Genomic DNA, 24,092 nt, shown 5'->3' on the forward strand with positions numbered 1-24,092 from the left:
CAAGGCTCACGACGGGCCATACCGCCGTGGTTTCTTATTGTCTATTAACGCTTCTTGCGGTTGGCCACGTGGATGGCGCCGCCATTTACGGCCAGGGCCGCTTCGTGCAAGGCTTCGGACAGGGTCGGATGGGAGAAGACCATCATGCCCAGATCCTCAGCGCTGGTGCCGAATTCCATACCGATCGCGCCTTGCTGTACCAGCTCGGCAGCGCTTGGGCCAATGACGTGAACGCCCAATACGCGATCCGTCTTGGCGTCGGCGATGACTTTCACGAAACCACCGGTATCGTTGGCTGCCATGGCACGGCCACTGGCGGCGAACGGGAAGGTGCCGACGTTAACTTCAACGCCTTCGGCTTTCAAGGCCTGCTCGGTCTTGCCAACCCATGCGATTTCCGGGTGGGTGTAGATAACCGATGGGATCAGGTCGTAGTTCATCTGGGCTTTGTGGCCCTTGATGCGCTCGACGACCATGATGCCTTCTTCGGATGCCTTGTGGGCCAGCATCATGCCGCGAACCACGTCACCGATGGCGAACACGCCCGGTACGGCGGTAGCGCAATGGTCATCGACCGCGATGAAGCCGCGCTCGTCGATTTCCACGCCGCTGTCGGCAGCCAGCAGGTCGGTGGTCACCGGACGACGGCCGACCGCAACGATCAGCTTGTCGAAGGTGATGGTCTGCTCGCCCTTGGCGTCGGTGTAGGTCACCACGACTTCTTCGCCGTTGACCTTCGAACCGGTCACGCGAGCGCCCAGCTTGATGTCCAGGCCCTGTTTGGTCAGGGTTTTCAGCGCTTCCTTGGATACCGCGGTGTCAGCGGCCATCAGGAAGGTGTCGAGGGCTTCGAGCACGGTCACTTCAGCGCCCAGGCGCGACCATACCGAACCCAGCTCGAGGCCGATCACGCCAGCGCCGATCACGCCCAGGCGTTTTGGCACGGTCTGGAATTCCAGGGCGCCGGTGGAGTCGACGATCACATTCTGGTCGACCGGAGCCGGTGGAATGTCGATTGGACGCGAGCCGGGTGCCAGGATGACGTTTTCGGCTTCGATCACTTCAACCGAGCCGTCTGGCTTGGTCACTTCGACTTTCTTGCCCAGCAGCAGCTTGCCGTGGCCTTCGATGGAGGTCACGCCGTTGGCCTTGAACAGGGTGGCGACACCGCTGGTCAGGTTCTTGACGATGCCAGCCTTGCGGCCAACCATCGCGGCGACGTCCATCTTCACTTCACCGGTAGAGATACCGTGAACGTTGAAGCTTTCTTTCGCTTCCTTGTATTTCCAGGAACTGTCCAGCAGCGCCTTGGACGGAATGCAACCGACGTTCAGGCAAGTACCGCCCAAGGCCTGTTTGCCTTCCTTGTCGGTGTATTTCTCGATGCAGGCAGTGGAGAGGCCCAGTTGCGCAGCCTTGATGGCCGCTACGTAGCCGCCAGGGCCCGCACCAATCACTACCACGTCGAATTTCTGAGTCATGAGTCATTCCTTTTCGAATCAAACCGGACGATCACTGGGGGTGACCGTCGAGGGACGAAACCGGTTGTTTCAGCAAGAGGCCGGTCGACAGACCGGCCCTCGCGGCGAAAATCAGATATCCAGCAGCAGACGAGCCGGATCTTCAAGCAGGTTCTTGATGGTGACCAGGAACGTCACGGCTTCTTTGCCGTCGATCAGGCGGTGATCGTAGGACAGAGCCAGGTACATCATCGGACGAATCACGACCTGACCGTTGATCGCCATCGGACGCTGCAGGATGTTGTGCATGCCCAGGATAGCCGCTTGCGGCGGGTTGACGATCGGGGTCGACATCATCGAACCGAATGTACCACCGTTGGTGATGGTGAACGTACCGCCGGTCATCTCTTCGATGGACAGCTTGCCGTCACGGGCCTTCTTGCCGAAGGTGGCGATGCCGCCTTCGATTTCGGCCAGGCTCATCAGTTCGGCATTGCGCAGTACCGGAACCACCAGGCCACGGTCGCTGGAGACCGCGACACCGATGTCGGCGTAGCCGTGGTAGACGATGTCGGAACCGTCGATCGACGCGTTGACGGCCGGGAAGCGTTTCAGCGCTTCGGTGGCAGCCTTGACGAAGAACGACATGAAGCCCAGGCGTACGCCGTTGTGGGACTTCTCGAACAGGTCCTTGTACTTCGAACGCAGCGCCATGACTTCGGTCATGTCGACTTCGTTGAAAGTGGTCAGCATCGCCATGTTCGACTGGGCTTCAACCAGACGCTTGGCCACGGTGGCGCGAACGCGGGTCATCGGAACGCGTTTTTCAACGCGATCACCGGCAGCGAACACCGGAGCGGCGGCGGCAGGTGCGGCAGGCTTGGCAGGCGCGGCGGCTGGCGCGGCTTTCTTGGCGGCAACGGCTGCCACCACGTCTTCCTTGGTCACACGACCGCCCTTGCCAGTGCCGGCAACGGAAGCGATGTTGATGCCATTCTCTTCAGCCAACTTGCGAGCAGCAGGCGCGGCGACTGGATCGTCTTCGCCCGAAGCAGCAGGCGCAGCGGCCTGAGCGGCAGCCGGTGCAGCAGCGGCGGCTGGAGCGGCGGCAGCAGCGCCGCCCTCTTCGATCGAGCCCAGGACCTGGTTCGACAGAACGGTAGCGCCCTCTTCGGCAACGATTGCGCCCAGCACGCCGTCAGCTTCGGCCAATACTTCCAGCACGACCTTGTCGGTCTCGATGTCGACGATCAGGTCGTCACGCTTGACGGCCTCGCCTGGTTTTTTGTGCCAGGTGGCAACGGTGCCATCGGCAACCGATTCCGGGAATGACGGGGCTTTGATTTCGATAGCCATTATCTGTGGGTCCTTAAAATTCGGTTTCAGTCAGCGCGAAGGCGTTAAACAGTGAAGGCATCTTGCAGCAGTTTTTCCTGCTGCTCGGCGTGCATCGACGCATAACCACACGCGGGTGCAGCGGAAGCATCACGGCCGGCATATTCCAGGCCCAGGGCCTTGTTATGGTTGCCGATGCTGCGACGCAGGTGATGCTGGCTGCTGTACCACGCGCCTTGGTTCATCGGTTCTTCCTGACACCACACCACATGGGTGAGGTTGGTGTAAGGCGCGATGGCCTCCATCAGGTCTTCTTCCGGGAACGGGTAAAGCTGCTCGATACGCACGATGGCGATGTCTTCGCGGCCTTCGGCACGACGTTTTTCCAGCAGGTCGTAGTAGACCTTGCCGCTGCACAGGACCAGGCGAGTCACTTTCGCCGCGTCCAGAGTGTCGATTTCCGAAATGACCGTCTGGAACGAGCCTTCGGCCAGGTCCTCGAGCGTGGAAATCGCCAGTTTGTGACGCAGCAGGGACTTCGGTGTCAGCACGATCAGCGGCTTGCGCAGCGGACGGATGACCTGGCGACGCAGCAGGTGGTAGATCTGCGCTGGAGTCGTCGGTACGCAAACCTGGACGTTGTGCTCGGCGCACAGCTGCAGGTAACGCTCCAGACGTGCCGAAGAGTGCTCCGGCCCCTGCCCTTCATAACCGTGTGGCAACAGCATGGTCAGACCGCAGAGACGGCCCCACTTGTGCTCGCCGCTGGTGATGAACTGGTCGACAACCACCTGGGCACCGTTGGCGAAGTCGCCGAACTGGGCTTCCCAGATCACCAGGGCATTTGGCTCGGTGGTGGAATAGCCATATTCGAACGCCAGGACGGCTTCCTCGGACAGCAGCGAATCGTACAGGTCGAAACGGGGCTGGCCTTTGTACAGGTGTTGCAGCGGGATGTGGGTGCTGGCGTCTTTCTGGTTGTGCAGCGCCGCGTGGCGGTGCGAGAAAGTGCCACGGCCTACGTCCTGGCCGGTGATGCGAATCGGGTGACCTTCGAACGCCAGGGTCGCGTACGCCATGGTTTCGGCGTAACCCCAGTTGATCGGCAGGCCACCGGCTTGCATCTTCTGCCGGTCTTCGTAGATTTTCGCAACCTGGCGCTGGACCACGAAGCCTTCCGGGATTTCCAGCAGCTTGGCGGACAATTCCTGCAGGGTCTTGAGGTCGAAACGCGTGTCGTGACGCGCGGTCCAGGCGTGGCCCAGGTACGGACGCCAGTCCACGAACAGTTCCTTGTTCGGTTCCTTGACCAGGCTTTTTACCACGTGTAGGCCGTTATCCAGGGCGTTGCGATATTCATCGACTTTTTCCTGGACGCGGCCGGCATCCAGCACGCCGCTCTGGGTCAGGCGCTCGGCATACAGCTCACGGGTGGTGCGCTGCTTGGCGATCTGCTGGTACATCAGCGGCTGGGTGCCGCTTGGCTCGTCGGCCTCGTTGTGACCGCGACGACGGTAGCAGACCAGGTCGATCACCACGTCGCGCTTGTATTGCATGCGGTAGTCGATGGCCAACTGGGTCACGAACAGCACGGCTTCCGGGTCATCGCCATTCACATGGAGAATCGGCGCCTGGATCATTTTCGCGACGTCGGTTGCGTACTCGGTGGAGCGCGAGTCCAGCGGGTTGCTGATGGTGAAACCGACCTGGTTGTTGATCACGATGTGCACGGTACCGCCGGTCTTGAAACCGCGGGTCTGCGACATCTGGAAGGTTTCCATGACCACGCCTTGACCGGCGAATGCCGCGTCACCGTGGATGGAGATCGGCAGCACCTTCTCGCCGGTCGGATCGTTGCGACGATCCTGGCGGGCACGGACCGAACCCTCGACCACCGGGGAAACGATTTCCAGGTGGGACGGGTTGAAGGCCATGGCCAGGTGGACTTCGCCACCGGTGGTCATCACGTTGGACGAGAAGCCCTGGTGGTATTTCACGTCACCGGAGCCCAGCTCGACCTTCTTCTTGCCTTCGAACTCGTCGAACAGCTCGCGCGGGTTCTTGCCGAAGGTGTTGACCAGAACGTTCAGGCGGCCACGGTGGGCCATGCCGATGACGACTTCCTTGGTGCCGTAGGAACCGGAACGCTGGATCAGCTCGTCGAGCATCGGAATCAGGCTTTCGCCGCCTTCCAGGCCGAAACGCTTGGTGCCCGGGTATTTGGTACCCAGGTATTTTTCCAGGCCTTCACCGGCGGTGACGCGCTCGAGCAAGTGGCTCTTGATGTCGGCGGAGTACGTCGGACGGCCACGAACGCTTTCCAGACGCTGCTGGAACCACTGGCGCTGCTCGGAATCGGTGATGTGCGTAAATTCAGCGCCGATGGTGCGGCAATATGTCTGCTGCAACGCTTCGTGAATTTCGCGTAGGCTCGCTTCCTCTTTGCCGATGAACAGGTCGCCGGCACGGAAGGTCGTATCAAGGTCGGCATTGGTCAAGCCGTAGTGAGTGATCGACAGGTCTGCAGGTGCAGGACGCTGCCACAGCCCCAGCGGGTCAAGCTGGGCTGCCTGGTGGCCACGCATCCGGTAGGCCTGGATCAGTCGCAGCACTTCAACTTGCTTCTTCTCGTGCTCGGAGCTCACGCTGCCGGCAGACACCGGTTGAGCGCGGCGCTGGTTCTTTGCCAGCAGCACGAAATGATCGCGAATCGTCGAGTGCGAAACATCAGTGGCAGAGTTACCGTCAGCGGGCAACTTCTGAAAGTAGGTGCGCCATTCTTCTGGCACAGCGTTAGGGTCGTGCAGGTAGAGCTCGTAGAGCTCTTCCACATAGGCAGCGTTACCACCGGAGAGGTGGGCACTGTTCCACATGCGCTGCATCACGCTTTCTTGCATGCTTGGTCACCCTCGATTAGGGGAACACCACCGGCGAAAACACCGAGCAAACTTGCAGAAGTCCGAGTGCAGCGACTAAAACAAGCCACTTAGGATCACGCTGATAGTCCGGGTACCAGCCCGGATGCCCCTGCTTGTCTCATTTCTTCAAAATAAGAACCGCCGCTTTGTAAGCGGCTGTTCTGGTTATAGCCATGACGCGGGTTGAAGCCCGCGCCCTGGCCTTTACGGGTACAACGGTCCTACGGGTACAGCAGCTGAATCACACGCCGCTTTGCAGCAGCATGTTACGAATGTGACCGATGGCCTTAGTCGGGTTCAGGCCTTTCGGACAGACGTTGACGCAGTTCATGATCCCGCGGCAGCGGAATACGCTGAACGGGTCATCCAGCGAAGCCAGACGCTCGGACGTCTTGGTGTCACGGCTGTCTGCCAGGAAGCGGTACGCTTGCAGCAGGGCGGCCGGGCCCAGGAACTTGTCCGGGTTCCACCAGAACGATGGGCACGAGGTCGAGCAGCAAGCGCACAGGATGCACTCGTACAGACCGTCGAGCTTCTCACGCTCTTCCGGAGACTGCAGACGTTCGATGGCCGGAGCCGGCGTGTCGTTCTGCAGGAATGGCTTCACCTTCTCGTATTGCTTGTAGAAGATGCTCATATCGACGACCAGGTCACGGATAACCGGCAAACCTGGCAACGGACGCACCACCAGCTTGTTGCCCTTGACCACGGCCGACAACGGCGTGATGCAGGCCAGGCCGTTCTTGCCGTTGATGTTCATGCCGTCGGAGCCGCAAACGCCCTCGCGGCAAGAGCGACGATAGGAGAAACCCTCGTCCTGCTCTTTGATCAGGGCCAGCACGTCCAGCACCATCAGGTCTTTACCACCGGTGTCGACCTGGAAGTCCTGCATGAACGGCGCAGCGTCCTGATCAGGGTTGTAGCGATAAACACTGACTTGCAACATAGCGGTCACCCTTAATAAGTCCGGACTTTTGGTTCGAAAGTCGGAACAGTCTTCGGCGAGAAGTTCACGGCACGCTTGGCGACGCGTTTTTCACCCGGGAAGTACAAGGTGTGGCACAGCCAGTTTTCGTCGTCACGGTCTTCGAAGTCTTCGCGGGCGTGGGCGCCACGGGACTCTTTACGCACTTCTGCGGCGATGGCGGTGGCTTCGGCCACTTCCAGCAGGTTCTGCAATTCCAGCGCTTCGATACGGGCAGTGTTGAACGCCTGCGACTTATCGTTGATCTTCACGTTGGCGATTCGTTCACGCAATTGCGCCAGCTGGGCGATACCCTTCTGCATGTATTCGCCGGTACGGAACACACCGAAGTAGTTCTGCATGCAGTTTTGCAGCTCGCGACGCAGGGTTGCCACGTCTTCGCCTTCGGTACGCTCGTTCAGAGCGGACAGACGCGCCAGGGCGGCTTCGATGTTGGCGTCGGTGGCATCGTCATACTCGATACCGTCGGACAGCGCTTTCTCCAGGTGCAGGCCGGCAGCACGACCGAAGACCACCAGGTCGAGCAGCGAGTTGCCGCCCAGGCGGTTGGCACCGTGGACCGATACGCAAGCCACTTCACCCACTGCGAACAGGCCAGGGATGATTTCGTCCACGCCTTCGCCGTTCTGGGTGATCGCCTGGCCGTGGATGTTGGTGGCAACGCCGCCCATCATATAGTGGCAGGTTGGAACCACTGGAACCGGCGCGACGACCGGATCGACGTGAGCGAAGGTCTTGGACAGTTCGCAGATCCCTGGCAGGCGGCTGTGCAGCACTTCCTCGCCCAGGTGATCGAGCTTGAGCATCACGTGGTCGCCGTTCGGGCCACAGCCGTTGCCGGCGATGATCTCTTTAACCATCGAACGAGCCACGACGTCACGACCGGCAAGGTCCTTGGCGTTCGGCGCATAACGTTCCATGAAACGCTCGCCGTGCTTGTTGATCAGGTAACCACCTTCACCACGGCAACCTTCGGTCACCAGTACACCGGCGCCGGCGATGCCGGTCGGGTGGAACTGCCACATTTCGATGTCTTGTACCGGCACGCCAGCACGCAGGGCCATGCCGACGCCGTCACCGGTGTTGATCAGGGCATTGGTGGTGGATGCGTAGATACGGCCTGCACCGCCGGTCGCCAGTACGGTGGCCTTGGCGCGGATGTAGGTGGTTTCGCCGGTTTCGATGCAGATCGCGATCACACCGACGAAGGCGCCGTCCTGGTTCTTCACCAGGTCAACCGCGTAGTACTCGTTCAGGAACGTGGTACCGGCCTTCAGGTTGCCCTGGTACAGGGTGTGCAGCAGCGCGTGACCGGTACGGTCGGACGCCGCGCAAGTACGCGCAGCCTGGCCGCCCTTGCCGTAGTCCTTGGACTGCCCGCCGAACGGACGCTGGTAGATACGACCTTGCTCGGTACGGGAGAACGGCATGCCCATGTGGTCCAGCTCGAACACCGCGGCCGGGCCTTCCTGACACATGTATTCGATAGCGTCCTGGTCACCGATGTAGTCGGAACCCTTGACGGTATCGTACATGTGCCAGCGCCAGTCATCGTTCGGGTCGGCCGAAGCGATGGCGCAGGTGATGCCACCCTGGGCGGAAACGGTGTGCGAGCGCGTCGGGAAAACCTTGGTGATCACGGCAGTCTTGTGACCGCCCTGCGCCAGTTGCAGCGCCGCGCGCATGCCGGCACCGCCACCACCAATGATGATGGCGTCGAAAGAAATCGTTGGAATGTTAGCCATGAATCAGATACCCCAGAGAATCTGCACACCCCAGACGAAGTAAGCGAACATCGCAACGCCGCATACCGCCTGGAAGAGGAAACGTACGGCAGTCGCCGACTTGCCGAACGCCATTTGCGTCAGGTAGTCGGTCGCGATGGTCCACATGCCGACCCAGGCGTGGGCGCCCAGTGCGACAAGTGCCAGCAGACTGAAGATACGCATCCAGTTGTTTGCGAACAGTTCATGCCATTGGGCATAGCCAATGCCAGGGTTTGCCACGACATATCCGATCAGGAAAATGAAGTAAGCCGCGAGAACGACCGCAGACACACGCTGGGCCATCCAGTCGTAGAGGCCCGAACGCGAAAGGTTCGTGACGTTGGTTACCATATCCAGACTCCTGCCAGAACGATCAGCACCGCAGACACGGCGATAATGATTTTCGAGCCCAGCTTGCCGCCTTCCAGCGTCTCACCGATGCCCATGTCCATGATCAAGTGGCGCACACCGGCAACCAAGTGATACAGCAAGGCGGACAGGATGCCCCAAATCACTAGCTTGGCTAGCGGACTGGTCAGACACGCTTTCACCTGACCGAAGCCTTCTTCCGAATCGAGCGACTTGTCCAATGCATAAAGCATGATGGCCAGGCTGACGAAGAGGATGACACCGGAAATACGGTGAAGAATGGACGTGTAAGCAGTGACTGGGAGTTTGATGGTCCTTAGGTCTAGGTTTACAGGTCGTTGGCTTTTCACGGCTTTTTTTTCACACTGAAGAGCCCCTAACAATCAGGGCAAAGTTGTTGGGGCGCGCACTGGTCAGGTACTCACCACCCAGGGAGTGACGACCCCCAAGAAAGCAGGCCCAAAAGCCCCTGGCGGTCGGTGGCCGAGTATAGACAGTTAGGCTACTAATGACAACGCGTTCACCTTCCCCTAATAGCGCATTGCACATATGGCGCAAAAGGCGTAAACGGCAGGCAATTTCGCGGAAAAAGTCCGGTTAAAGCCTTCTGGAGCAAGACTTTAGGCAAATTGACATTCGGATTTATCTCACTATAGTGGTGCGGGCCCTGCGTGGGGGGTCTGTCTGATGATTCCAAGCATTAATAGGAGGCCACATGGCTGACAAAAAAGCGCAGTTGATCATCGAGGGCGCAGCCCCCGTCGAGCTGCCCATTTTAACCGGCACCGTTGGTCCCGATGTAATCGACGTACGGGGCCTGACGGCCACGGGCCGTTTCACCTTTGACCCAGGTTTCATGTCGACCGCCTCGTGCGAGTCGAAAATCACCTACATCGACGGCGACAACGGCATCCTGCTGCACCGCGGCTACCCGATCGAGCAACTGGCTGAAAAATCGGACTACCTGGAAACCTGCTACCTACTGCTCAACGGCGAGCTGCCAACCGCAGAGCAAAAGGCCCAGTTCGTCAGCACGGTGAAGAACCACACCATGGTTCACGAACAATTGAAGACCTTCTTCAACGGTTTCCGTCGCGATGCCCACCCGATGGCCGTCATGTGCGGCGTCGTCGGTGCCCTCTCCGCCTTCTACCACGACTCCCTGGACATCAATAACCCCCAGCATCGCGAAATCTCCGCGATCCGCCTGGTGGCGAAGATGCCGACCCTGGCAGCCATGGTCTACAAGTACTCCATGGGCCAGCCCATGATGTACCCGCGCAACGACCTGACCTATGCAGAGAACTTCCTGCATATGATGTTCAACACCCCGTGCGAGATCAAACCGATCAGCCCGGTGCTCGCCAAGGCCATGGACCGGATCTTCATCCTCCATGCCGACCACGAGCAGAACGCCTCCACGTCCACCGTGCGTCTGGCAGGCTCCTCGGGCGCCAACCCGTTCGCCTGTATCGCCGCCGGTATCGCCGCACTCTGGGGCCCTGCCCACGGCGGTGCCAACGAAGCGGTACTGACCATGCTCGATGAAATCGGCGATGTCTCGAACATCGACAAGTTCATCGCCAAGGCCAAGGACAAGAACGATCCGTTCAAGCTGATGGGCTTCGGTCACCGGGTCTACAAGAACCGCGACCCACGCGCCACCGTGATGAAGCAGACCTGCGACGAAGTGCTCAAGGAACTGGGGATCAAGAACGATCCGCAACTCGAACTGGCCATGCGCCTGGAAGAGATCGCCCTGACCGACCCGTACTTCATCGAGCGCTCGCTGTACCCGAACGTCGACTTCTACTCGGGGATCATCCTCAAGGCGATCGGCATTCCAACCAGCATGTTCACCGTGATCTTCGCCCTGGCGCGGACCGTCGGCTGGATCTCCCACTGGAAGGAAATGCTCTCCAGCCCGTACAAGATCGGCCGCCCGCGCCAGCTGTACACCGGCTACGAGTCGCGTGACATCACCAAGCTGGAAGATCGCAAGTAAGGCCTGCCTTGCGATAGGTTCCTGACTGCACCGAAACAGCCCCCGCTTCTTATATAAGCGGGGGCTGTTTTGTTTATGCCTCTTTTATCCGATCCAGAAACTGCATTGGCAGAACCGACGCCATCGCGAGCAAGCTCGCTCCCACAGTTGGCCTGTTGTGAACCCCAAACTTGTGCTCACTGGAGATCCCCTGTGGGAGCGAGCTTGCTCGCGATGGCGGCAGGCCTGCCACCCACGAACCCGGCACAAAAAAATACCCCGGCCTCTCGACCGGGGTATTTCTTCAAGCACTTATCGCTACATCAGTGGCTAACCGCCCCACTCGCCCCCAGACCCGTCTGCGAACGCACGAATTGCGGGAAGAACAGCGCCCGCTCGTTGACGCCTTCAGCCGATTTGTCGGTGATGGAGAAGAACCAGATACCGACGAACGCAATGGCCATCGAGAACAGCGCTGGGTATTCGTACGGGAAGATCGCCTTCTCGTGACCCATGATCTGCACCCAGATGGTCGGGCCGAGGACCATCAGGCCCACGGCACTGACCAGGCCCAGCCAGCCGCCGATCATCGCGCCACGGGTAGTCAGCTTCTTCCAGTACATCGAAAGCAGCAGTACCGGGAAGTTGCAGCTCGCCGCGATGGAGAACGCCAGGCCCACCATGAACGCGATGTTCTGCTTCTCGAACAGGATGCCCAGGCCGATCGCCAGCACCGCCAGACAGATGGTGGTGATTTTCGAAACCCGAATCTCATCCTTCTCGTTGGCCTTGCCTTTCTTGATCACGCTGGCATACAGGTCATGGGACACCGCCGAGGCACCGGCCAGGGTCAGGCCTGCTACTACCGCCAGGATGGTCGCGAACGCCACCGCCGAGATGAAGCCCAGGAAGATGCTGCCGCCAACTGCGTTGGACAGATGCACCGCCGCCATGTTGTTGCCGCCCAGCAAGGCACCTGCCGCGTCCTTGAAGGCCGGGTTCGTGCTGACCAGCAGGATCGCGCCGAAGCCGATGATGAAGGTCAGGATGTAGAAGTAGCCGATGAAGCCAGTGGCATACAGCACGCTCTTGCGCGCTTCCTTGGCGTCGCTCACGGTGAAGAAGCGCATCAGGATGTGTGGCAGGCCAGCGGTGCCGAACATCAGCGCCAGGCCGAGGGAGAAGGCCGAGATCGGATCCTTCACCAGGCCGCCGGGGCTCATGATCGCCTCGCCTTTAGGGTGAACCTTGACCGCTTCGGCAAACAACATGTTGAAGTCAAAGTTGACGTGTTTCATGACCATCAGGGCCATGAACGAAGCACCCGACAGCAACAGCACCGCCTTGATGATCTGCACCCAGGTGGTGGCCAGCATGCCGCCGAACAACACGTAGAGGCACATCAGGATACCCACCAGGATCACCGCGACGTGGTAGTCCAGGCCGAACAGCAGCTGAATCAGCTTGCCGGCACCGACCATTTGCGCGATCAGGTAGAACGCGACCACCACCAGCGAGCCGCAGGCGGACAGACTGCGGATCTGGGTTTGCCCGAGGCGATAGGACGCCACGTCGGCAAAGGTGTATTTACCCAGGTTGCGCAGGCGTTCGGCGATCAGGAACAGAATGATCGGCCAGCCCACCAGGAAGCCGATGGAGTAGATCAGGCCATCGTAGCCGGAGGTGAACACCAGCGCGGAAATGCCCAGGAAGGACGCCGCCGACATGTAGTCGCCCGCGATTGCCAGGCCGTTCTGGAAGCCGGTGATCTTGCCGCCGGCCGCATAGTAGTCGGCCGCCGAATTGTTTTTCTTGGACGCCCAGTAGGTGATGTATAGCGTCGCGCCGACAAAGGCCACGAACATCAGGATAGCGGCGACGTTGAGGGGTTGTTTCTGCACGGCACCGGTCAGGGCATCAGCCGCCCAGGCGCCCGGTGCGAACGCTGCGACGCTCAATAGAGCCAGTAGACGCCGGATCATTGCTGAGCCTCCTTGAGAATCGCATTGTTCAGGTCGTCGAACTCGCCGTTGGCGCGCCGTACGTAGATACCGGTCAGGACGAAGGCCGAGAGAATCAGGCCGACCCCGATGGGGATACCCCAAGTGATGGTGGCCCCAGGGCTCATCTTGGCCCCGAGAATATGCGGCCCGTAGGCGATCAGAAGAATGAAGCCGGAATACAGCCCAAGCATGATCGCCGAGAGAATCCAGGCGAACCTTTCTCGTTTCTTCACCAGCTCCTTGAAGCGCGGGCTGTTTTGAATCGAGAGGTAAATGCTGTCGTTCATTGTTTTTATCCTCGCAGCACAGATTTATTTGGAACAGCTCTACTCTATGCGGCTCCAGGCCAGGTTCCAGACGACCTTAGTATTAGAACGACATGACGGTTTTGCCGGTTTTCCGCACATTTCTCAGTTCCCTTTGTGGGAGCGGGCTTGCTCGCGAATGCGGTGTGTCAGTCAACACATGATCAACTGACACACCGCATTCGCGAGCAAGCCCGCTCCCACAGGGTTTTGTGGAGGAGTCAGGAATCGCACGCACAAAAAAACCGCATGACTCAAAAGCCATGCGGTTTTCGGAACAGTCAAACCAGGCCGATTACTTGCCGGTCCACTCCTTCACGCGGTCCGGGTGCTTGGCGACCCAATCCTTGGCAGCAGCGTCCGGCTTGGCGCCTTCCTGGATCGCCAGCATGACCTCGCCGATCTCGTCCTTCGAAGCCCACTGGAACTTCTTCAGGAATTCCGCCACTTCTGGCGCCTTGGTCCCCAGCTCCTTGCTGCCGATGCTGTTTACAGTCTCAGCCGCGCCGTAGACGCCTTTCGGGTCTTCCAGGAAACGCAGTTTCCACTTGGCGAACATCCAGTGCGGCACCCAACCGGTAACGGCGATGGATTCGTTTTTCTTCTCGGCACGGGTCAGCTCGGCGATCATGCCGGCGCCGGAACTGGCCTTGAGTTGATAACCGGTCAGGTCGTAATCCTTGATCGCCTGCTCGGTCTTGATCATCACGCCTGAACCGGCGTCGATGCCGACGATGCGCTTCTTGAACGAGTCGTCGGTCTTGAGATCCTCGAGCGACTTGGCCTTGACGTACTCCGGCACGATCAGGCCGATCTTGGCATCCTTGAAGTTGGGGCCGTAATCGACCACGTTGTCCTTGTTCTTGGTCCAATAGTCGCCGTGAGTCACCGGCAGCCAGGCCGAGAGCATCGCGTCGAGTTTGCCGGTGGCCACGCCTTGCCACATGATCCCGGTCGCGACCGCTTGCAGCTTCACGTCATAACCGAGTTTCTGCTTGATCACTTCGGCGGCCACGTGGGTGGTCGCGACGCTGTCGGACCAGCCGTCAACGTAACCGATGCTCAGGGTTTTGGTTTCGGCGCTGGCCAAGGTGGAACTGATGGCCAGTACCAGTGCGGCACCTGCGCCCAAGAGTCGTCGCATCTTCATCGTTACTTCCCCGAAAGTGCTGCGCCCGACGGATGCCGGGCGGCGTCAACGTATAGTTATGATGCTCAGCGCCCCCATCACGCTCGCCCTCAAACCGGTCTGAACGCCAGTGGAGTACTGACAGGATCGATCATCAACCTGTGCCGCTCCGGAACCTGCTCTGCCTGCGACGTCGAAGCAACGAGAAACGACATCAGAACGCCAGCTAATGATTTCGCGCAATTGGCGCCCCTCCCAGTGAGGTTTGCAGACGAAATACAGTAAATACCAGATAACTAGCCGCCACTGCGCGTGACCGTGTATCGTCCCGCTACTATCGCGCCCCGTCCGTGCCTGTTTTGTGCCTGTCATGGCACTTGGCTCCGCTTCGGTGGTCATAGGCTGCGAACCTCATTCGGCACCTTCCTCTAAGGGATCTAGTCATGCTCCGTTCCTTGCGCTTCGCTGCCCTCCTCGGCGGCCTTATCCTGAGTGCGTCCGCGCTGGCGGCAGATATTGACGCCGCCAGCTATGGCTACCCCTTGACCAACCCGTTCGAGGCGACCATCGCCACCACGCCGCCGGACCTGCGTCCGGAGCTGCCACTGATCGAAGACATTAATCAGGCGGACCACAGCCTGACCCTGCGCCCGGAACGCGAGTTCATCCTGCCGGACAACTTCTGGCCGGTAAAAAGCCTCACCTACCGCATGGCCACCCAGGACAAGCCCGCGCCGCTGATTTTCCTGATCGCCGGCACCGGTGCCCGCTACGACAGCACCCTCAACGAGTACCTCAAGCGCCTCTACTACAAGGCCGGCTACCACGTGGTGCAGTTGTCCTCGCCCACCAGCTTCGACTTCATGAGTGCCGCTTCGCGCTTCGCCACGCCGGGCATCACGAAGGAAGACGCCGAAGACATGTACCGGGTGATGCAGGCGGTACGCGCCCAGAACCCGAAAGTCCCCGTCACCGAGTACTACCTCACCGGCTACAGCCTCGGCGCCCTGGACGCGGCCTTCGTCGCCCACCTGGACGAAACCCGGCGCAGCTTCAATTTCAAGAAGGTGCTGCTGCTGAACCCGCCGGTGAACCTCTACACCTCGATCACCAACCTGGACAAATTGGTCCAGACCGAGGTCAAGGGCATCAACAGCACCACGACTTTTTATGAACTGGTGTTGAACAAGCTGACCCGCTACTTCCAGCAAAAAGGCTACATCGACCTCAACGATGCGTTGCTGTATGACTTCCAGCAGTCCAAGCAACACCTGAGCAACGAGCAAATGGCGATGTTGATCGGCACCTCGTTCCGCTTTTCGGCGGCCGACATCGCCTTCACCTCGGACCTGATCAACCGCCGGGGCCTGATCATCCCACCCAAGTTCCCGATTACCGAAAGCACCAGCCTGACGCCATTTCTCAAGCGCGCGCTGCAATGCGATTTCGACTGCTACCTCACCGAGCAGGTGATCCCGATGTGGCGCGCGCGCACCGACGGCGGCAGCCTGCTGCAACTGGTCGACCAGGTCAGCCTGTACGCACTGAAGGATTATTTGCAGGCCAGCCCGAAGATTTCGGTCATGCACAACGCCGACGACGTCATTCTCGGCCCGGGCGACCTGGGCTTCCTGCGCAAGACCTTTGGCGATCGCCTGACGGTTTATCCACTGGGCGGCCACTGCGGCAACCTTAATTACCGCGTCAACAGCGACGCCATGCTGGAGTTTTTCCGTGGCTAAATATCTGCTGCTTATCGCTGCGTTAATCAGTGCGGGCATGGTCCAGGCCGACAACAGCAAGGCCGATGCACCTGTGGTGGTGGATTCGGACGGTTTCAAGGAACCGCTGACCAAGCTCAAGTTCAACCCGGGGCTGGACCAACGCGAGTTCGAGCGTTCGACCCTTAACGCATTGAACGTCTATGACCCGCTGGAATCCTGGAACCGTCGGGTCTATCACTTCAACTACCGCTTCGACCAATGGGTCTTCCTGCCCGTGGTCGATGGTTATCGCTACATCACCCCCGGCTTCGTGCGCACCGGGGTCAGCAATTTCTTCAATAACCTGGGAGACGTGCCGAACCTGATGAACAGCCTGCTGCAATTCAAGGGCAAGCGTTCGATGGAAACCACGGCGCGCCTGTTGCTCAACACCACCGTCGGCATCGCCGGCCTGTGGGACCCGGCCACCGCCATGGGCCTGCCGCGCCAGAGCGAAGATTTCGGTCAGACCTTGGGCTTCTACGGCGTGCCGGGCGGCGCGTATTTCGTGTTGCCGATCTTCGGCCCCTCGAACCTGCGCGACACCTCGGGACTGTTGGTGGACTACACCGCTGAATCGGCAATCAACTTCCTGAACGTCTCGGAAGTCAGCTCCAACCACCCGGAGCTCTTGCTCCTGCGCGGCGTGGACAAGCGCTACCAGACCAGTTTCCGCTACGGCCAACTGAACACGCCGTTCGAATATGAAAAGGTGCGCTACGTGTACACCGAGTCGCGCAAATTGCAGATAGCCGAGTAACCCAACGCCTGACGCAAATCCCACTGTGGGAGCGGGCTTGCTCGCGAATGCGGTGTGTCAGATGACATGTTCGTCAACTGACACACCGCATTCGCGAGCAAGCCCGCTCCCACAGTTGTTTTGTGTTGCCAGGTTCAGCCTTTCAGCGCTTTCCAGACCTTGCCCACCACCAGCACACCCGCCAACACCACCGCCCCCGCCACGATCCCCGCCACCGCATTGAGCAACATCGGCACGATAAACCCGGCGCCACCGGCGCTGGCCGTCACGCCTTCGATCCAGTGATGCACCGCCGGCACGCCGTGGGTAAGAATGCCCCCGCCCACCAGGAACATCGCTGCGGTGCCGATCACCGACAAGCTTTTCATCATATAGGGCGCTGCGCGCAGGATGGCCCCGCCGATGCTTTTGGCGACCTGTCCTGGCTTCTGCGTCAACCAGAGCCCCAGGTCATCGAGCTTGACGATGCCCGCCACCAGGCCGTACACACCGACGGTCATCACAATCGCAATGCCCGACAGCACGATCACCTGCTGAGTCAGCGGCGCATCGGCGACGGTGCCGAGGGTGATGGCAATGATTTCCGCCGAAAGGATGAAGTCGGTGCGCACGGCACCCTTGATCTTGTCTTTTTCGAAGGCCACCAGATCGACCGCCGGATCCGCCACCGCCTCGACCAGTTGCGCATGTTCAGCCTGGTCCTCGGCCTTGCTGTGAAGGAACTTGTGGGCCAGTTTCTCGAACCCTTCGAAACACAGGTAGGCGCCGCCCACCATCAACAACGGCGTCACCAGCCAAGGGACGAAGGCACTGATCGCCAGCGCCGATGGCACCAGGATCAATTTGTTGATGAACGATCCCTTGGCCACCGCCCACACCACCGGCAGCTCGCGCTCGGCGCGCACACCTGACACTTGCTGGGCGTTGAGCGCCAGGTCATCGCCGAGCACGCCGGCGGTTTTCTTGGCGGCCATCTTGGTCATCAGCGCAACATCGTCGAGTACGGTAGCGATATCGTCGATCAGTACCAGCAAACTGCTTCCAGCCATGGAGGGGCTCCTTGAACAATAATGCTGCGCAGCATACCGCGAGCCGCGGGGCCTTGGGGCCTGTACGGTTAATTCGAGTACTCAAATTCGAGTGCCAGTGCTTGCCAGGCAAGGCGCCATGACGAGTCGTAGCCCGCTACGGCGAGGAATGGTAACGCAGCTTGGCAAGCACTGGCGCCGAAGTTGAGTGCACGAATTAGCCACACAGGCCACCAGGGGCATTCTTGAGCGCCGCGCGAGGCCGGTGCTACCATGCGCCACCGCCAGAACAGGCAAGGAACCCCTGGGTTTATGAGCACAATCCGCGAGCGCAACAAAGAATTGATCCTGCGTGCCGCCAGCGAAGAATTTGCCGACAAGGGCTTCGCCGCGACCAAGACCAGCGACATCGCGGCCAAGGCTGGCCTGCCCAAGCCGAACGTCTACTACTACTTCAAATCCAAGGAGAACCTCTACCGCGAGGTGCTGGAAAGCATCATCGAGCCGATTCTCCAGGCTTCGACACCGTTCAATGCCGACGGCGTACCCGGTGAGGTGCTGAGCCACTACATCCGCTCCAAGATCCGCATCTCCCGCGAACTGCCCTTCGCCTCGAAAGTCTTCGCCAGCGAAATCATGCACGGCGCCCCGCACCTGAGCCCCGACCTGGTGGAGCAACTCAACGCCCAGGCCCGGCACAACATCGACTGCATCCAGACCTGGATCGACCGCGGCCAGATCGCCCCCATCGACCCCAACCACCTGATGTTCAGCATCTGGGCCGCCACCCAGACCTATGCCGATTTCGACTGGCAAATCAGCGCCGTGACCGGCAAGGCCAAGCTGGATGAAGCGGATTACGAAGCGGCGGCGCAGACGATTATTCGGTTGGTTTTGAAGGGGTGTGAGGTGGATTGAAATACCGCAGCGCCCCCATTCGCGAGCCCGCTCCCACAGCTTCGTGATGTACACATATTGTGTGCTCAATACGGGCCCCTGTGGGAGCGGGCTTGCTCGCGAAAGCGGCAACTCGATTTCAAGTCAAAGCCAAATGGCATCCCACAGCGGATAGTCGCCAAGCCGCTTCACCAAGCCCGCCCGCAATGGGTTGGCGACGACATAGCGAGCCATAAATACCAAATCGTCCTCCTGCCGCAGTGCCCGGTCATGAAATCCTTTCTGCCAAAGGCTGCCAACCCTTCCTGCTGCCTCGTTAATCTCTTTGGCGCTGAGGGATTTCACCCGACACATCAACTGCCCTAAAGACCCTCGATGCAGTCGAATCAGCCAATGGACATGATCAGGCATGACGACAAAGGCCAGGGAGTCCGCAATACCTTGCTCCTGAACCTCCCTGAATTGATGGATGACGACCCTTCCCAAGCCATAGTTTTCAAAGACCGGTTCGCGCTCCAGCGTATTGGCGGTCAATAAATAGATGCGATTCTCTTCTGCATAGCGACCGATACGCAGGCGCGTGTGAAGCTGAGCGTGCGGGCATTCCGTCGCCCCCCTTTCCTGATGAAGTTCTGAAAGACTAGCTTCGGGGATGCAACATCATGGTTGGTCTTTTTGCCGGATGTGTATGGTCGATCGCTTTCGCGAGCAAGCCCGCTCCCACAAGGATTTGCGGTGTTCATACATGTTGTGTCGAGCACCGAAAACCTGTGGGAGCGGGCTTGCTCGCGAATGCGCCAGTCAACTCACCGCAAAATCAAACAACCACCCCCACATCCGCCCTCAACCGCAGCGCCTCCACAGCCCTCACCGCCACCTGCTCATCCACATCCGAAACATCCCCACTCACCCCAATCGCTCCTAGCACCTTCCCCTCCTGATCCCGGATCAACACCCCACCCGGGGCCGGTACGACGTTGCCTTGGCCCAATCCATTCAACGCGGCGAAGAACGCCGGGCGTTGTTGGGCGTCCTGGGCGAGCAGGCGCGAGCCTTTGCCCAGGGCGATGGCGCCCCAGGCCTTGCCGATGGCGATCTGCGGGCGAAGCAGGCTGGCGCCGTCTTCGCGCTGCAAGGCGACCAGGTGTCCGCCGCTGTCCAGGACCGCGACGGTCAAGGGTGCGGCGCTGATTTCACGTCCTGCGGCAAGCACTTGCCCGGCCAGGTTGATGGCGACTTTCAAGGTTAGAACGCTCATGGGTGCTGTCCTTCTTTTGTTATGGGAAAGCCTTGCGGGCTTCACTTTCAGCAAAACCGAACCTAACAAATAGAACACAACAACGATTATTTTTGTATACAATAATTTTCACAAACAACCCTTAACGACCAAAGGGCGCAGCAAAACCAGGCGTTCCGACGAATGAAACAGGTGCTTGAGGAAATGGATTGACCTGCATCGCTCGCCGTGAATACACTCTGCGCAAAGCCACTTGTATACAATTACAAAACGTAAGAGGCACAAAACTATGAGCAAAATGAGAGCAATCGAAGCCGCCGTTCTGGTGATGCGCCGTGAAGGCGTGGACACCGCCTTCGGCATCCCGGGTGCTGCGATCAACCCGCTGTACTCCGCCCTGCAAAAGGTGGGTGGCATCGATCATGTCCTCGCTCGCCACGTTGAAGGCGCCTCGCATATGGCCGAGGGCTACACCCGGACCAAGGCCGGCAACATCGGCGTGTGCATCGGCACCTCGGGCCCGGCCGGCACCGACATGGTGACCGGGCTCTACAGCGCATCGGCCGACTCGATCCCGATTCTGTGCATCACCGGGCAAGCGCCCCGCGCCCGTATGCACAAGGAAGACTTCCAGGCTGTGGATATCACCAGCATCGTCAAACCCGTGACCAAGTGGGCGACCACCGTGCTGGAGCCCGGCCAGGTGCCGTATGCCTTCCAGAAGGCGTTCTTCGAGATGCGCTCCGGCCGTCCGGGCCCGGTGCTGATCGACCTGCCGTTCGACGTGCAGATGGCAGAGATCGAGTTCGACATCGACGCCTACCAACCGCTGCCCCTGGCCAAACCCGCGGCCAACCGCGTGCAGATCGAGAAAGCCCTGGCGATGCTCAATCAGGCTGAACGCCCCTTGCTGGTGGCTGGCGGCGGCATCATCAATGCTGATGCCAGCGACCTGCTGGTGGAGTTCGCCGAGCTGACTGGCATCCCGGTCATTCCGACCTTGATGGGCTGGGGCACGATCCCGGATGACCATCCGTTGATGGTCGGTATGGTCGGTCTGCAAACCTCCCACCGCTACGGCAACGCCACCTTGCTCAAGTCGGACGTGGTGCTGGGCGTCGGCAACCGCTGGGCCAACCGTCACACCGGTTCGGTGGACGTCTACACCGAAGGCCGCACGTTCATTCACGTGGACATCGAGCCGACCCAGATCGGCCGCGTGTTCACGCCCGACCTGGGTATCGTCTCCGATGCCGCCTCCGCCCTGACGGTGTTCATTGAAGTGGCCCGCGAGTGGCAAGCCGCCGGCAAGCTGAAGAACCGCAGCGCCTGGTTGCAGGATTGCCAGCAACGCAAGGCCAGCCTGCAACGCAAGACCCACTTCGACAACGTGCCGGTCAAGCCACAACGGGTGTACGAAGAAATGAACCAGGTGTTCGGCAAGGACACCTGCTATGTCAGCACCATCGGCCTGTCGCAGATCGCCGGCGCGCAGTTCCTCCACGTCTACAAGCCACGCCATTGGATCAACTGCGGCCAGGCCGGCCCCTTGGGCTGGACCATTCCGGCGGCGCTGGGGGTGGTCAAGGCCGATCCGAGCCGCAAGGTCGTGGCGCTGTCGGGCGACTATGATTTCCAGTTCATGATCGAAGAGCTGGCGGTGGGTGCACAATTCAAATTGCCGTACATCCACGTTGTGGTGAACAACTCCTACCTGGGCTTGATTCGCCAGGCCCAGCGCGGCTTCGACATGGATTACTGCGTGCAGCTGTCGTTCGACAACCTGAACGCCCCGGAACTCAACGGTTATGGCGTGGACCACGTTGCCGTGGCCGAAGGCCTGGGGTGCAAGGCGTTGCGGGTGTTCGAACCGGCCGGTATCCAACCGGCGCTGCGCCAGGCCCAGGCGATGATCGAGGAGTTCAAGGTGCCGGTGATCGTCGAGATCATCCTGGAGCGGGTGACCAACATCTCCATGGGCACCGAGATCAACGCCGTCAATGAGTTTGAAGACCTGGCGCTGGTGGGCAACGATGCACCGACCGCCATTTCGTTGCTCGACTGACATCCCAATGTGGGAGCGGGCTTGCTCGCGAAGACGGTTTCAGATCCAACAAAGATGTCGGCTGACAGACCACTTTCGCGAGCAAGCCCGCTCCCACAAGGGGCGCCGCCAACTATTTACAGGAGACCACCATGCCGCGTTTCGCCGCCAACCTGTCCATGCTGTTCACCGAGCAGGATTTCCTCGCCCGTTTCGAAGCCGCCGCCAAGGCCGGTTTCAGCGGTGTCGAATACCTGTTCCCCTATGACTACAGCTCCGCCGAACTCAAGGCCTTGCTCGACGCCAACGGCCTGACCCAGGTGCTGTTCAACCTGCCGGCCGGCGACTGGGCCAAGGGCGAGCGCGGCATTGCCTGCCTGCCGGACCGGGTCGAGGAGTTCCGCGCCGGGGTCGACCTGGCAATCGCCTACGCCCAAGTATTGGGCAACACGCAGGTCAACTGCCTGTCGGGGATTCGCCCGCAGAACTGCAGTGAAACCCTGGTGGAAAAAACCTTTGTCGCCAACCTGAAATACGCCGCCGAGAAGCTGCAGGCCAAAGGCATCAAGCTGGTGATGGAAGCCATCAACACTCGCGACATTCCCGGCTTCTACTTGAACAACACCGCCCAGGCCCTGTCGATCCGCGAGCAGGTGGGCAGCGCCAACCTGTTCCTGCAATACGACATCTACCACATGCAGATCATGGAAGGTGACCTGGCCCGGACCCTGTCGGCGCACCTGGGCGAGATCAACCATGTGCAACTGGCGGACAACCCGGGCCGTAACGAGCCGGGCACGGGCGAAATCAACTACCGCTTCCTGTTCGAACATCTGGACCGCATCGGCTACCAGGGTTGGATCGGCTGCGAATACAAGCCGCTGACCACCACCGAAGCGGGCCTGGGCTGGCTGAAAACCCATAACGCGATCTGACCCAACTCTTCCCTAATGTGGGAGCGGGCTTGCTCGCGAAGGCGGTGTATCAGACCGCATCTTCGAGAGCTGACACGCCGCCTTCGCGAGCAAGCCCGCTCCCACAGAAAAGCAGTTCTTCATCGGTTTGAAGCAACGATAAAAACAAGAGGATTTTCCCATGGCTAAAATCGGATTCATCGGCACCGGCATCATGGGCCACCCCATGGCACTGAACCTGCAAAAGGCCGGTCACAGCCTGTTCCTGTCCCAGCACCACGACCCGGCCCCGGCCGACCTGCTGGCCGGCGGCGCAGTGGCCTTGGCCAACCCGAAGGAAGTGGCCCAGGAAGCCGAGTTCATCATCGTCATGGTTCCGGACACGCCGCAGGTCGACGACGTGCTGTTCCGCGCCGACGGCGTCGCGGCGGGCGTGGGCGCGGGCAAGGTGGTGATCGACATGAGTTCGATCTCCCCCACCGCCACCAAGGCGTTCGCGGCGAAGATCAATGAAAAAGGCGCGCAGTACCTCGATGCCCCGGTCTCCGGTGGTGAAGTCGGTGCCAAGGCCGCCACCCTGAGCATCATGGTCGGTGGCGACAGCGCCGCCTTCGAACGCGCGCTGCCACTGTTCCAGGCCATGGGCAAGAACATCACCCTGGTGGGCGGCAACGGTGACGGCCAGACCGCCAAAGTGGCGAACCAGATCATCGTCGCCCTGAACATCCAGGCCGTGGCCGAGGCCTTGTTGTTCGCCTCGAAAAACGGTGCCGACCCGGCCAAGGTCCGTGAAGCGCTGATGGGCGGTTTCGCTTCGTCGAAGATCCTCGAGGTACACGGCGAACGCATGATCAAGGGCACCTTCGATCCGGGCTTCCGCATCAGCCTGCACCAGAAGGACCTGAACCTGGCCCTGCAAGGCGCCAGGGAACTGAACATCAACCTGCCCAACACCGCCAACGCCCAACAAGTGTTCAGCACCTGCGCGGCCATCGGCGGCAGCAACTGGGATCACTCGGCGCTGATCAAGGGGTTGGAGCATATGGCCAATTTCTCGATTCGCGATAACTGACACACCACACCCCTTGTGGGAGCGGGCTTGCTCGCGAAGGCGATCTTCCTGTCAATGAAGTGTTGACTGACACACCGCCTTCGCGAGCAAGCCCGCTCCCACAGGGTCTGCGTTGCCCTTCAA

Annotated in this window: 20 protein-coding genes; 7 read left to right on the plus strand and 13 right to left on the minus strand. The window is 60.2% G+C overall.

Annotated features, from left to right (window positions below; genetic code table 11):
• Window positions 1-44: 44 nt before the first annotated feature.
• The 7 genes from lpdA to sdhC all read right to left on the minus strand — a co-directional run bounded on the left by lpdA (window position 45) and on the right by sdhC (window position 9,183).
• The gene (lpdA, locus tag HU715_RS15245; protein ID WP_186708138.1) at window positions 45-1,481 is read right to left on the minus strand and encodes a dihydrolipoyl dehydrogenase; all 1,437 of its coding nucleotides are present in this window, start codon (window positions 1,479-1,481) and stop codon (window positions 45-47) included.
• A 111-nt stretch (window positions 1,482-1,592) separates the two neighbouring features.
• The gene (odhB, locus tag HU715_RS15250; RefSeq protein ID WP_186708140.1) at window positions 1,593-2,816 is read right to left on the minus strand and encodes a 2-oxoglutarate dehydrogenase complex dihydrolipoyllysine-residue succinyltransferase; all 1,224 of its coding nucleotides are present in this window, start codon (window positions 2,814-2,816) and stop codon (window positions 1,593-1,595) included.
• A gap of 44 nt (window positions 2,817-2,860) precedes the next feature.
• Window positions 2,861-5,692: a 2-oxoglutarate dehydrogenase E1 component gene (locus HU715_RS15255; RefSeq protein WP_186708142.1), complete on the minus strand. Its 2,832-nt coding sequence runs from the start codon at window positions 5,690-5,692 to the stop codon at window positions 2,861-2,863.
• Window positions 5,693-5,954: 262 nt separating this feature from the next.
• A complete protein-coding gene (locus HU715_RS15260) occupies window positions 5,955-6,659 on the minus strand; it encodes a succinate dehydrogenase iron-sulfur subunit (protein WP_053123967.1) in 705 nt (234 codons plus the stop codon).
• Between the two features lie 11 nt (window positions 6,660-6,670).
• Window positions 6,671-8,443, minus strand: a complete 1,773-nt coding sequence (gene sdhA / locus HU715_RS15265; protein ID WP_053123969.1) for a succinate dehydrogenase flavoprotein subunit — start codon at window positions 8,441-8,443, stop codon at window positions 6,671-6,673.
• Between the two features lie 3 nt (window positions 8,444-8,446).
• A complete protein-coding gene (sdhD, locus tag HU715_RS15270) occupies window positions 8,447-8,815 on the minus strand; it encodes a succinate dehydrogenase, hydrophobic membrane anchor protein (RefSeq protein ID WP_030138327.1) in 369 nt (122 codons plus the stop codon).
• Window positions 8,809-9,183 carry a succinate dehydrogenase, cytochrome b556 subunit gene (gene sdhC, locus HU715_RS15275; RefSeq protein WP_003179220.1) on the minus strand — a complete coding sequence of 125 codons (375 nt, stop codon included), beginning with the start codon at window positions 9,181-9,183 and terminating at the stop codon, window positions 8,809-8,811. Before sdhC ends, sdhD begins: the two co-directional genes overlap by 7 nt.
• 365 nt (window positions 9,184-9,548) lie before the next feature.
• On the opposite strand from sdhC, the gene gltA reads away from it, so the two are divergent.
• Window positions 9,549-10,838, plus strand: coding sequence for a citrate synthase (gene gltA, locus HU715_RS15280; protein WP_003172803.1), 1,290 nt, complete (start codon window positions 9,549-9,551; stop codon window positions 10,836-10,838).
• Window positions 10,839-11,140: 302 nt separating this feature from the next.
• Here gltA and HU715_RS15285 read toward each other — a convergent pair whose 3' ends face one another.
• The 3 genes from HU715_RS15285 to HU715_RS15295 all read right to left on the minus strand — a co-directional run bounded on the left by HU715_RS15285 (window position 11,141) and on the right by HU715_RS15295 (window position 14,275).
• Window positions 11,141-12,799: a cation acetate symporter gene (locus tag HU715_RS15285; RefSeq protein WP_186708144.1), complete on the minus strand. Its 1,659-nt coding sequence runs from the start codon at window positions 12,797-12,799 to the stop codon at window positions 11,141-11,143.
• Window positions 12,796-13,107: a DUF485 domain-containing protein gene (locus HU715_RS15290; protein WP_186708146.1), complete on the minus strand. Its 312-nt coding sequence runs from the start codon at window positions 13,105-13,107 to the stop codon at window positions 12,796-12,798. The genes HU715_RS15285 and HU715_RS15290 overlap by 4 nt, the downstream gene beginning before the upstream one ends.
• A 313-nt stretch (window positions 13,108-13,420) precedes the next feature.
• Complete coding sequence (locus HU715_RS15295; RefSeq protein ID WP_186708148.1) at window positions 13,421-14,275, minus strand: glycine betaine ABC transporter substrate-binding protein; 855 nt, start codon at window positions 14,273-14,275, stop codon at window positions 13,421-13,423.
• Between the two features lie 422 nt (window positions 14,276-14,697).
• Between HU715_RS15295 and HU715_RS15300 the strand changes: the two genes are divergently transcribed.
• Window positions 14,698-15,996: a serine/threonine protein kinase gene (locus HU715_RS15300; RefSeq protein WP_186708150.1), complete on the plus strand. Its 1,299-nt coding sequence runs from the start codon at window positions 14,698-14,700 to the stop codon at window positions 15,994-15,996.
• Window positions 15,989-16,777, plus strand: coding sequence for an MlaA family lipoprotein (locus HU715_RS15305; protein ID WP_186708152.1), 789 nt, complete (start codon window positions 15,989-15,991; stop codon window positions 16,775-16,777). The genes HU715_RS15300 and HU715_RS15305 overlap by 8 nt, the downstream gene beginning before the upstream one ends.
• Window positions 16,778-16,911: 134 nt before the next feature.
• Here HU715_RS15305 and HU715_RS15310 read toward each other — a convergent pair whose 3' ends face one another.
• Complete coding sequence (locus HU715_RS15310; protein ID WP_186708154.1) at window positions 16,912-17,826, minus strand: DUF808 domain-containing protein; 915 nt, start codon at window positions 17,824-17,826, stop codon at window positions 16,912-16,914.
• A 291-nt stretch (window positions 17,827-18,117) separates the two neighbouring features.
• Here HU715_RS15310 and HU715_RS15315 point away from each other — a divergent pair, with 291 nt between their 5' ends.
• Window positions 18,118-18,723, plus strand: a complete 606-nt coding sequence (locus tag HU715_RS15315) for a TetR/AcrR family transcriptional regulator (RefSeq protein WP_186708156.1) — start codon at window positions 18,118-18,120, stop codon at window positions 18,721-18,723.
• A 123-nt stretch (window positions 18,724-18,846) separates the two neighbouring features.
• Here the strand turns inward: HU715_RS15315 and HU715_RS15320 are convergent, their stop codons facing one another.
• On the minus strand, window positions 18,847-19,236 hold the full coding sequence (locus HU715_RS15320; protein WP_225917601.1) for an REP-associated tyrosine transposase: 390 nt from the start codon (window positions 19,234-19,236) through the stop codon (window positions 18,847-18,849).
• A 283-nt stretch (window positions 19,237-19,519) separates the two neighbouring features.
• Entirely contained in the window at window positions 19,520-19,960 is a 441-nt protein-coding gene (locus HU715_RS15325) for a GlcG/HbpS family heme-binding protein (RefSeq protein WP_186708158.1), read from the minus strand.
• Window positions 19,961-20,228: 268 nt separating this feature from the next.
• Here HU715_RS15325 and gcl point away from each other — a divergent pair, with 268 nt between their 5' ends.
• The 3 genes from gcl (at window position 20,229) to HU715_RS15340 (ending at window position 23,969) form a co-directional block, all read left to right on the plus strand.
• A complete protein-coding gene (gene gcl / locus HU715_RS15330) occupies window positions 20,229-22,004 on the plus strand; it encodes a glyoxylate carboligase (protein ID WP_186708160.1) in 1,776 nt (591 codons plus the stop codon).
• 131 nt (window positions 22,005-22,135) lie between these two features.
• Window positions 22,136-22,918, plus strand: a complete 783-nt coding sequence (hyi, locus tag HU715_RS15335) for a hydroxypyruvate isomerase (RefSeq protein WP_053123988.1) — start codon at window positions 22,136-22,138, stop codon at window positions 22,916-22,918.
• A gap of 160 nt (window positions 22,919-23,078) precedes the next feature.
• Window positions 23,079-23,969, plus strand: a complete 891-nt coding sequence (locus HU715_RS15340) for a 2-hydroxy-3-oxopropionate reductase (protein WP_186708162.1) — start codon at window positions 23,079-23,081, stop codon at window positions 23,967-23,969.
• Window positions 23,970-24,092: the final 123 nt, after the last annotated feature.

Source organism: Pseudomonas zanjanensis, from assembly GCF_014268745.2.
GTDB classification, from domain to species: domain Bacteria; phylum Pseudomonadota; class Gammaproteobacteria; order Pseudomonadales; family Pseudomonadaceae; genus Aquipseudomonas; species Aquipseudomonas zanjanensis.

Excerpts from the sequence above, each read along its gene's own strand:
- lpdA (WP_186708138.1), bottom strand. The coding sequence starts at position 1,481 with ATGACTCAGAAATTCGACGTGGTAGTGATTGGTGCGGGCCCTGGCGGC.
- odhB (WP_186708140.1), bottom strand. The coding sequence starts at position 2,816 with ATGGCTATCGAAATCAAAGCCCCGTCATTCCCGGAATCGGTTGCCGAT.
- HU715_RS15255 (WP_186708142.1), bottom strand. The coding sequence starts at position 5,692 with ATGCAAGAAAGCGTGATGCAGCGCATGTGGAACAGTGCCCACCTCTCC.
- HU715_RS15260 (WP_053123967.1), bottom strand. The coding sequence starts at position 6,659 with ATGTTGCAAGTCAGTGTTTATCGCTACAACCCTGATCAGGACGCTGCG.
- sdhA (WP_053123969.1), bottom strand. The coding sequence starts at position 8,443 with ATGGCTAACATTCCAACGATTTCTTTCGACGCCATCATCATTGGTGGT.
- sdhD (WP_030138327.1), bottom strand. The coding sequence starts at position 8,815 with ATGGTAACCAACGTCACGAACCTTTCGCGTTCGGGCCTCTACGACTGG.
- gltA (WP_003172803.1), top strand. The coding sequence starts at position 9,549 with ATGGCTGACAAAAAAGCGCAGTTGATCATCGAGGGCGCAGCCCCCGTC.
- HU715_RS15285 (WP_186708144.1), bottom strand. The coding sequence starts at position 12,799 with ATGATCCGGCGTCTACTGGCTCTATTGAGCGTCGCAGCGTTCGCACCG.
- HU715_RS15290 (WP_186708146.1), bottom strand. The coding sequence starts at position 13,107 with ATGAACGACAGCATTTACCTCTCGATTCAAAACAGCCCGCGCTTCAAG.
- HU715_RS15295 (WP_186708148.1), bottom strand. The coding sequence starts at position 14,275 with ATGAAGATGCGACGACTCTTGGGCGCAGGTGCCGCACTGGTACTGGCC.
- HU715_RS15300 (WP_186708150.1), top strand. The coding sequence starts at position 14,698 with ATGCTCCGTTCCTTGCGCTTCGCTGCCCTCCTCGGCGGCCTTATCCTG.
- HU715_RS15310 (WP_186708154.1), bottom strand. The coding sequence starts at position 17,826 with ATGGCTGGAAGCAGTTTGCTGGTACTGATCGACGATATCGCTACCGTA.
- HU715_RS15315 (WP_186708156.1), top strand. The coding sequence starts at position 18,118 with ATGAGCACAATCCGCGAGCGCAACAAAGAATTGATCCTGCGTGCCGCC.
- HU715_RS15325 (WP_186708158.1), bottom strand. The coding sequence starts at position 19,960 with ATGAGCGTTCTAACCTTGAAAGTCGCCATCAACCTGGCCGGGCAAGTG.
- gcl (WP_186708160.1), top strand. The coding sequence starts at position 20,229 with ATGAGCAAAATGAGAGCAATCGAAGCCGCCGTTCTGGTGATGCGCCGT.
- hyi (WP_053123988.1), top strand. The coding sequence starts at position 22,136 with ATGCCGCGTTTCGCCGCCAACCTGTCCATGCTGTTCACCGAGCAGGAT.
- HU715_RS15340 (WP_186708162.1), top strand. The coding sequence starts at position 23,079 with ATGGCTAAAATCGGATTCATCGGCACCGGCATCATGGGCCACCCCATG.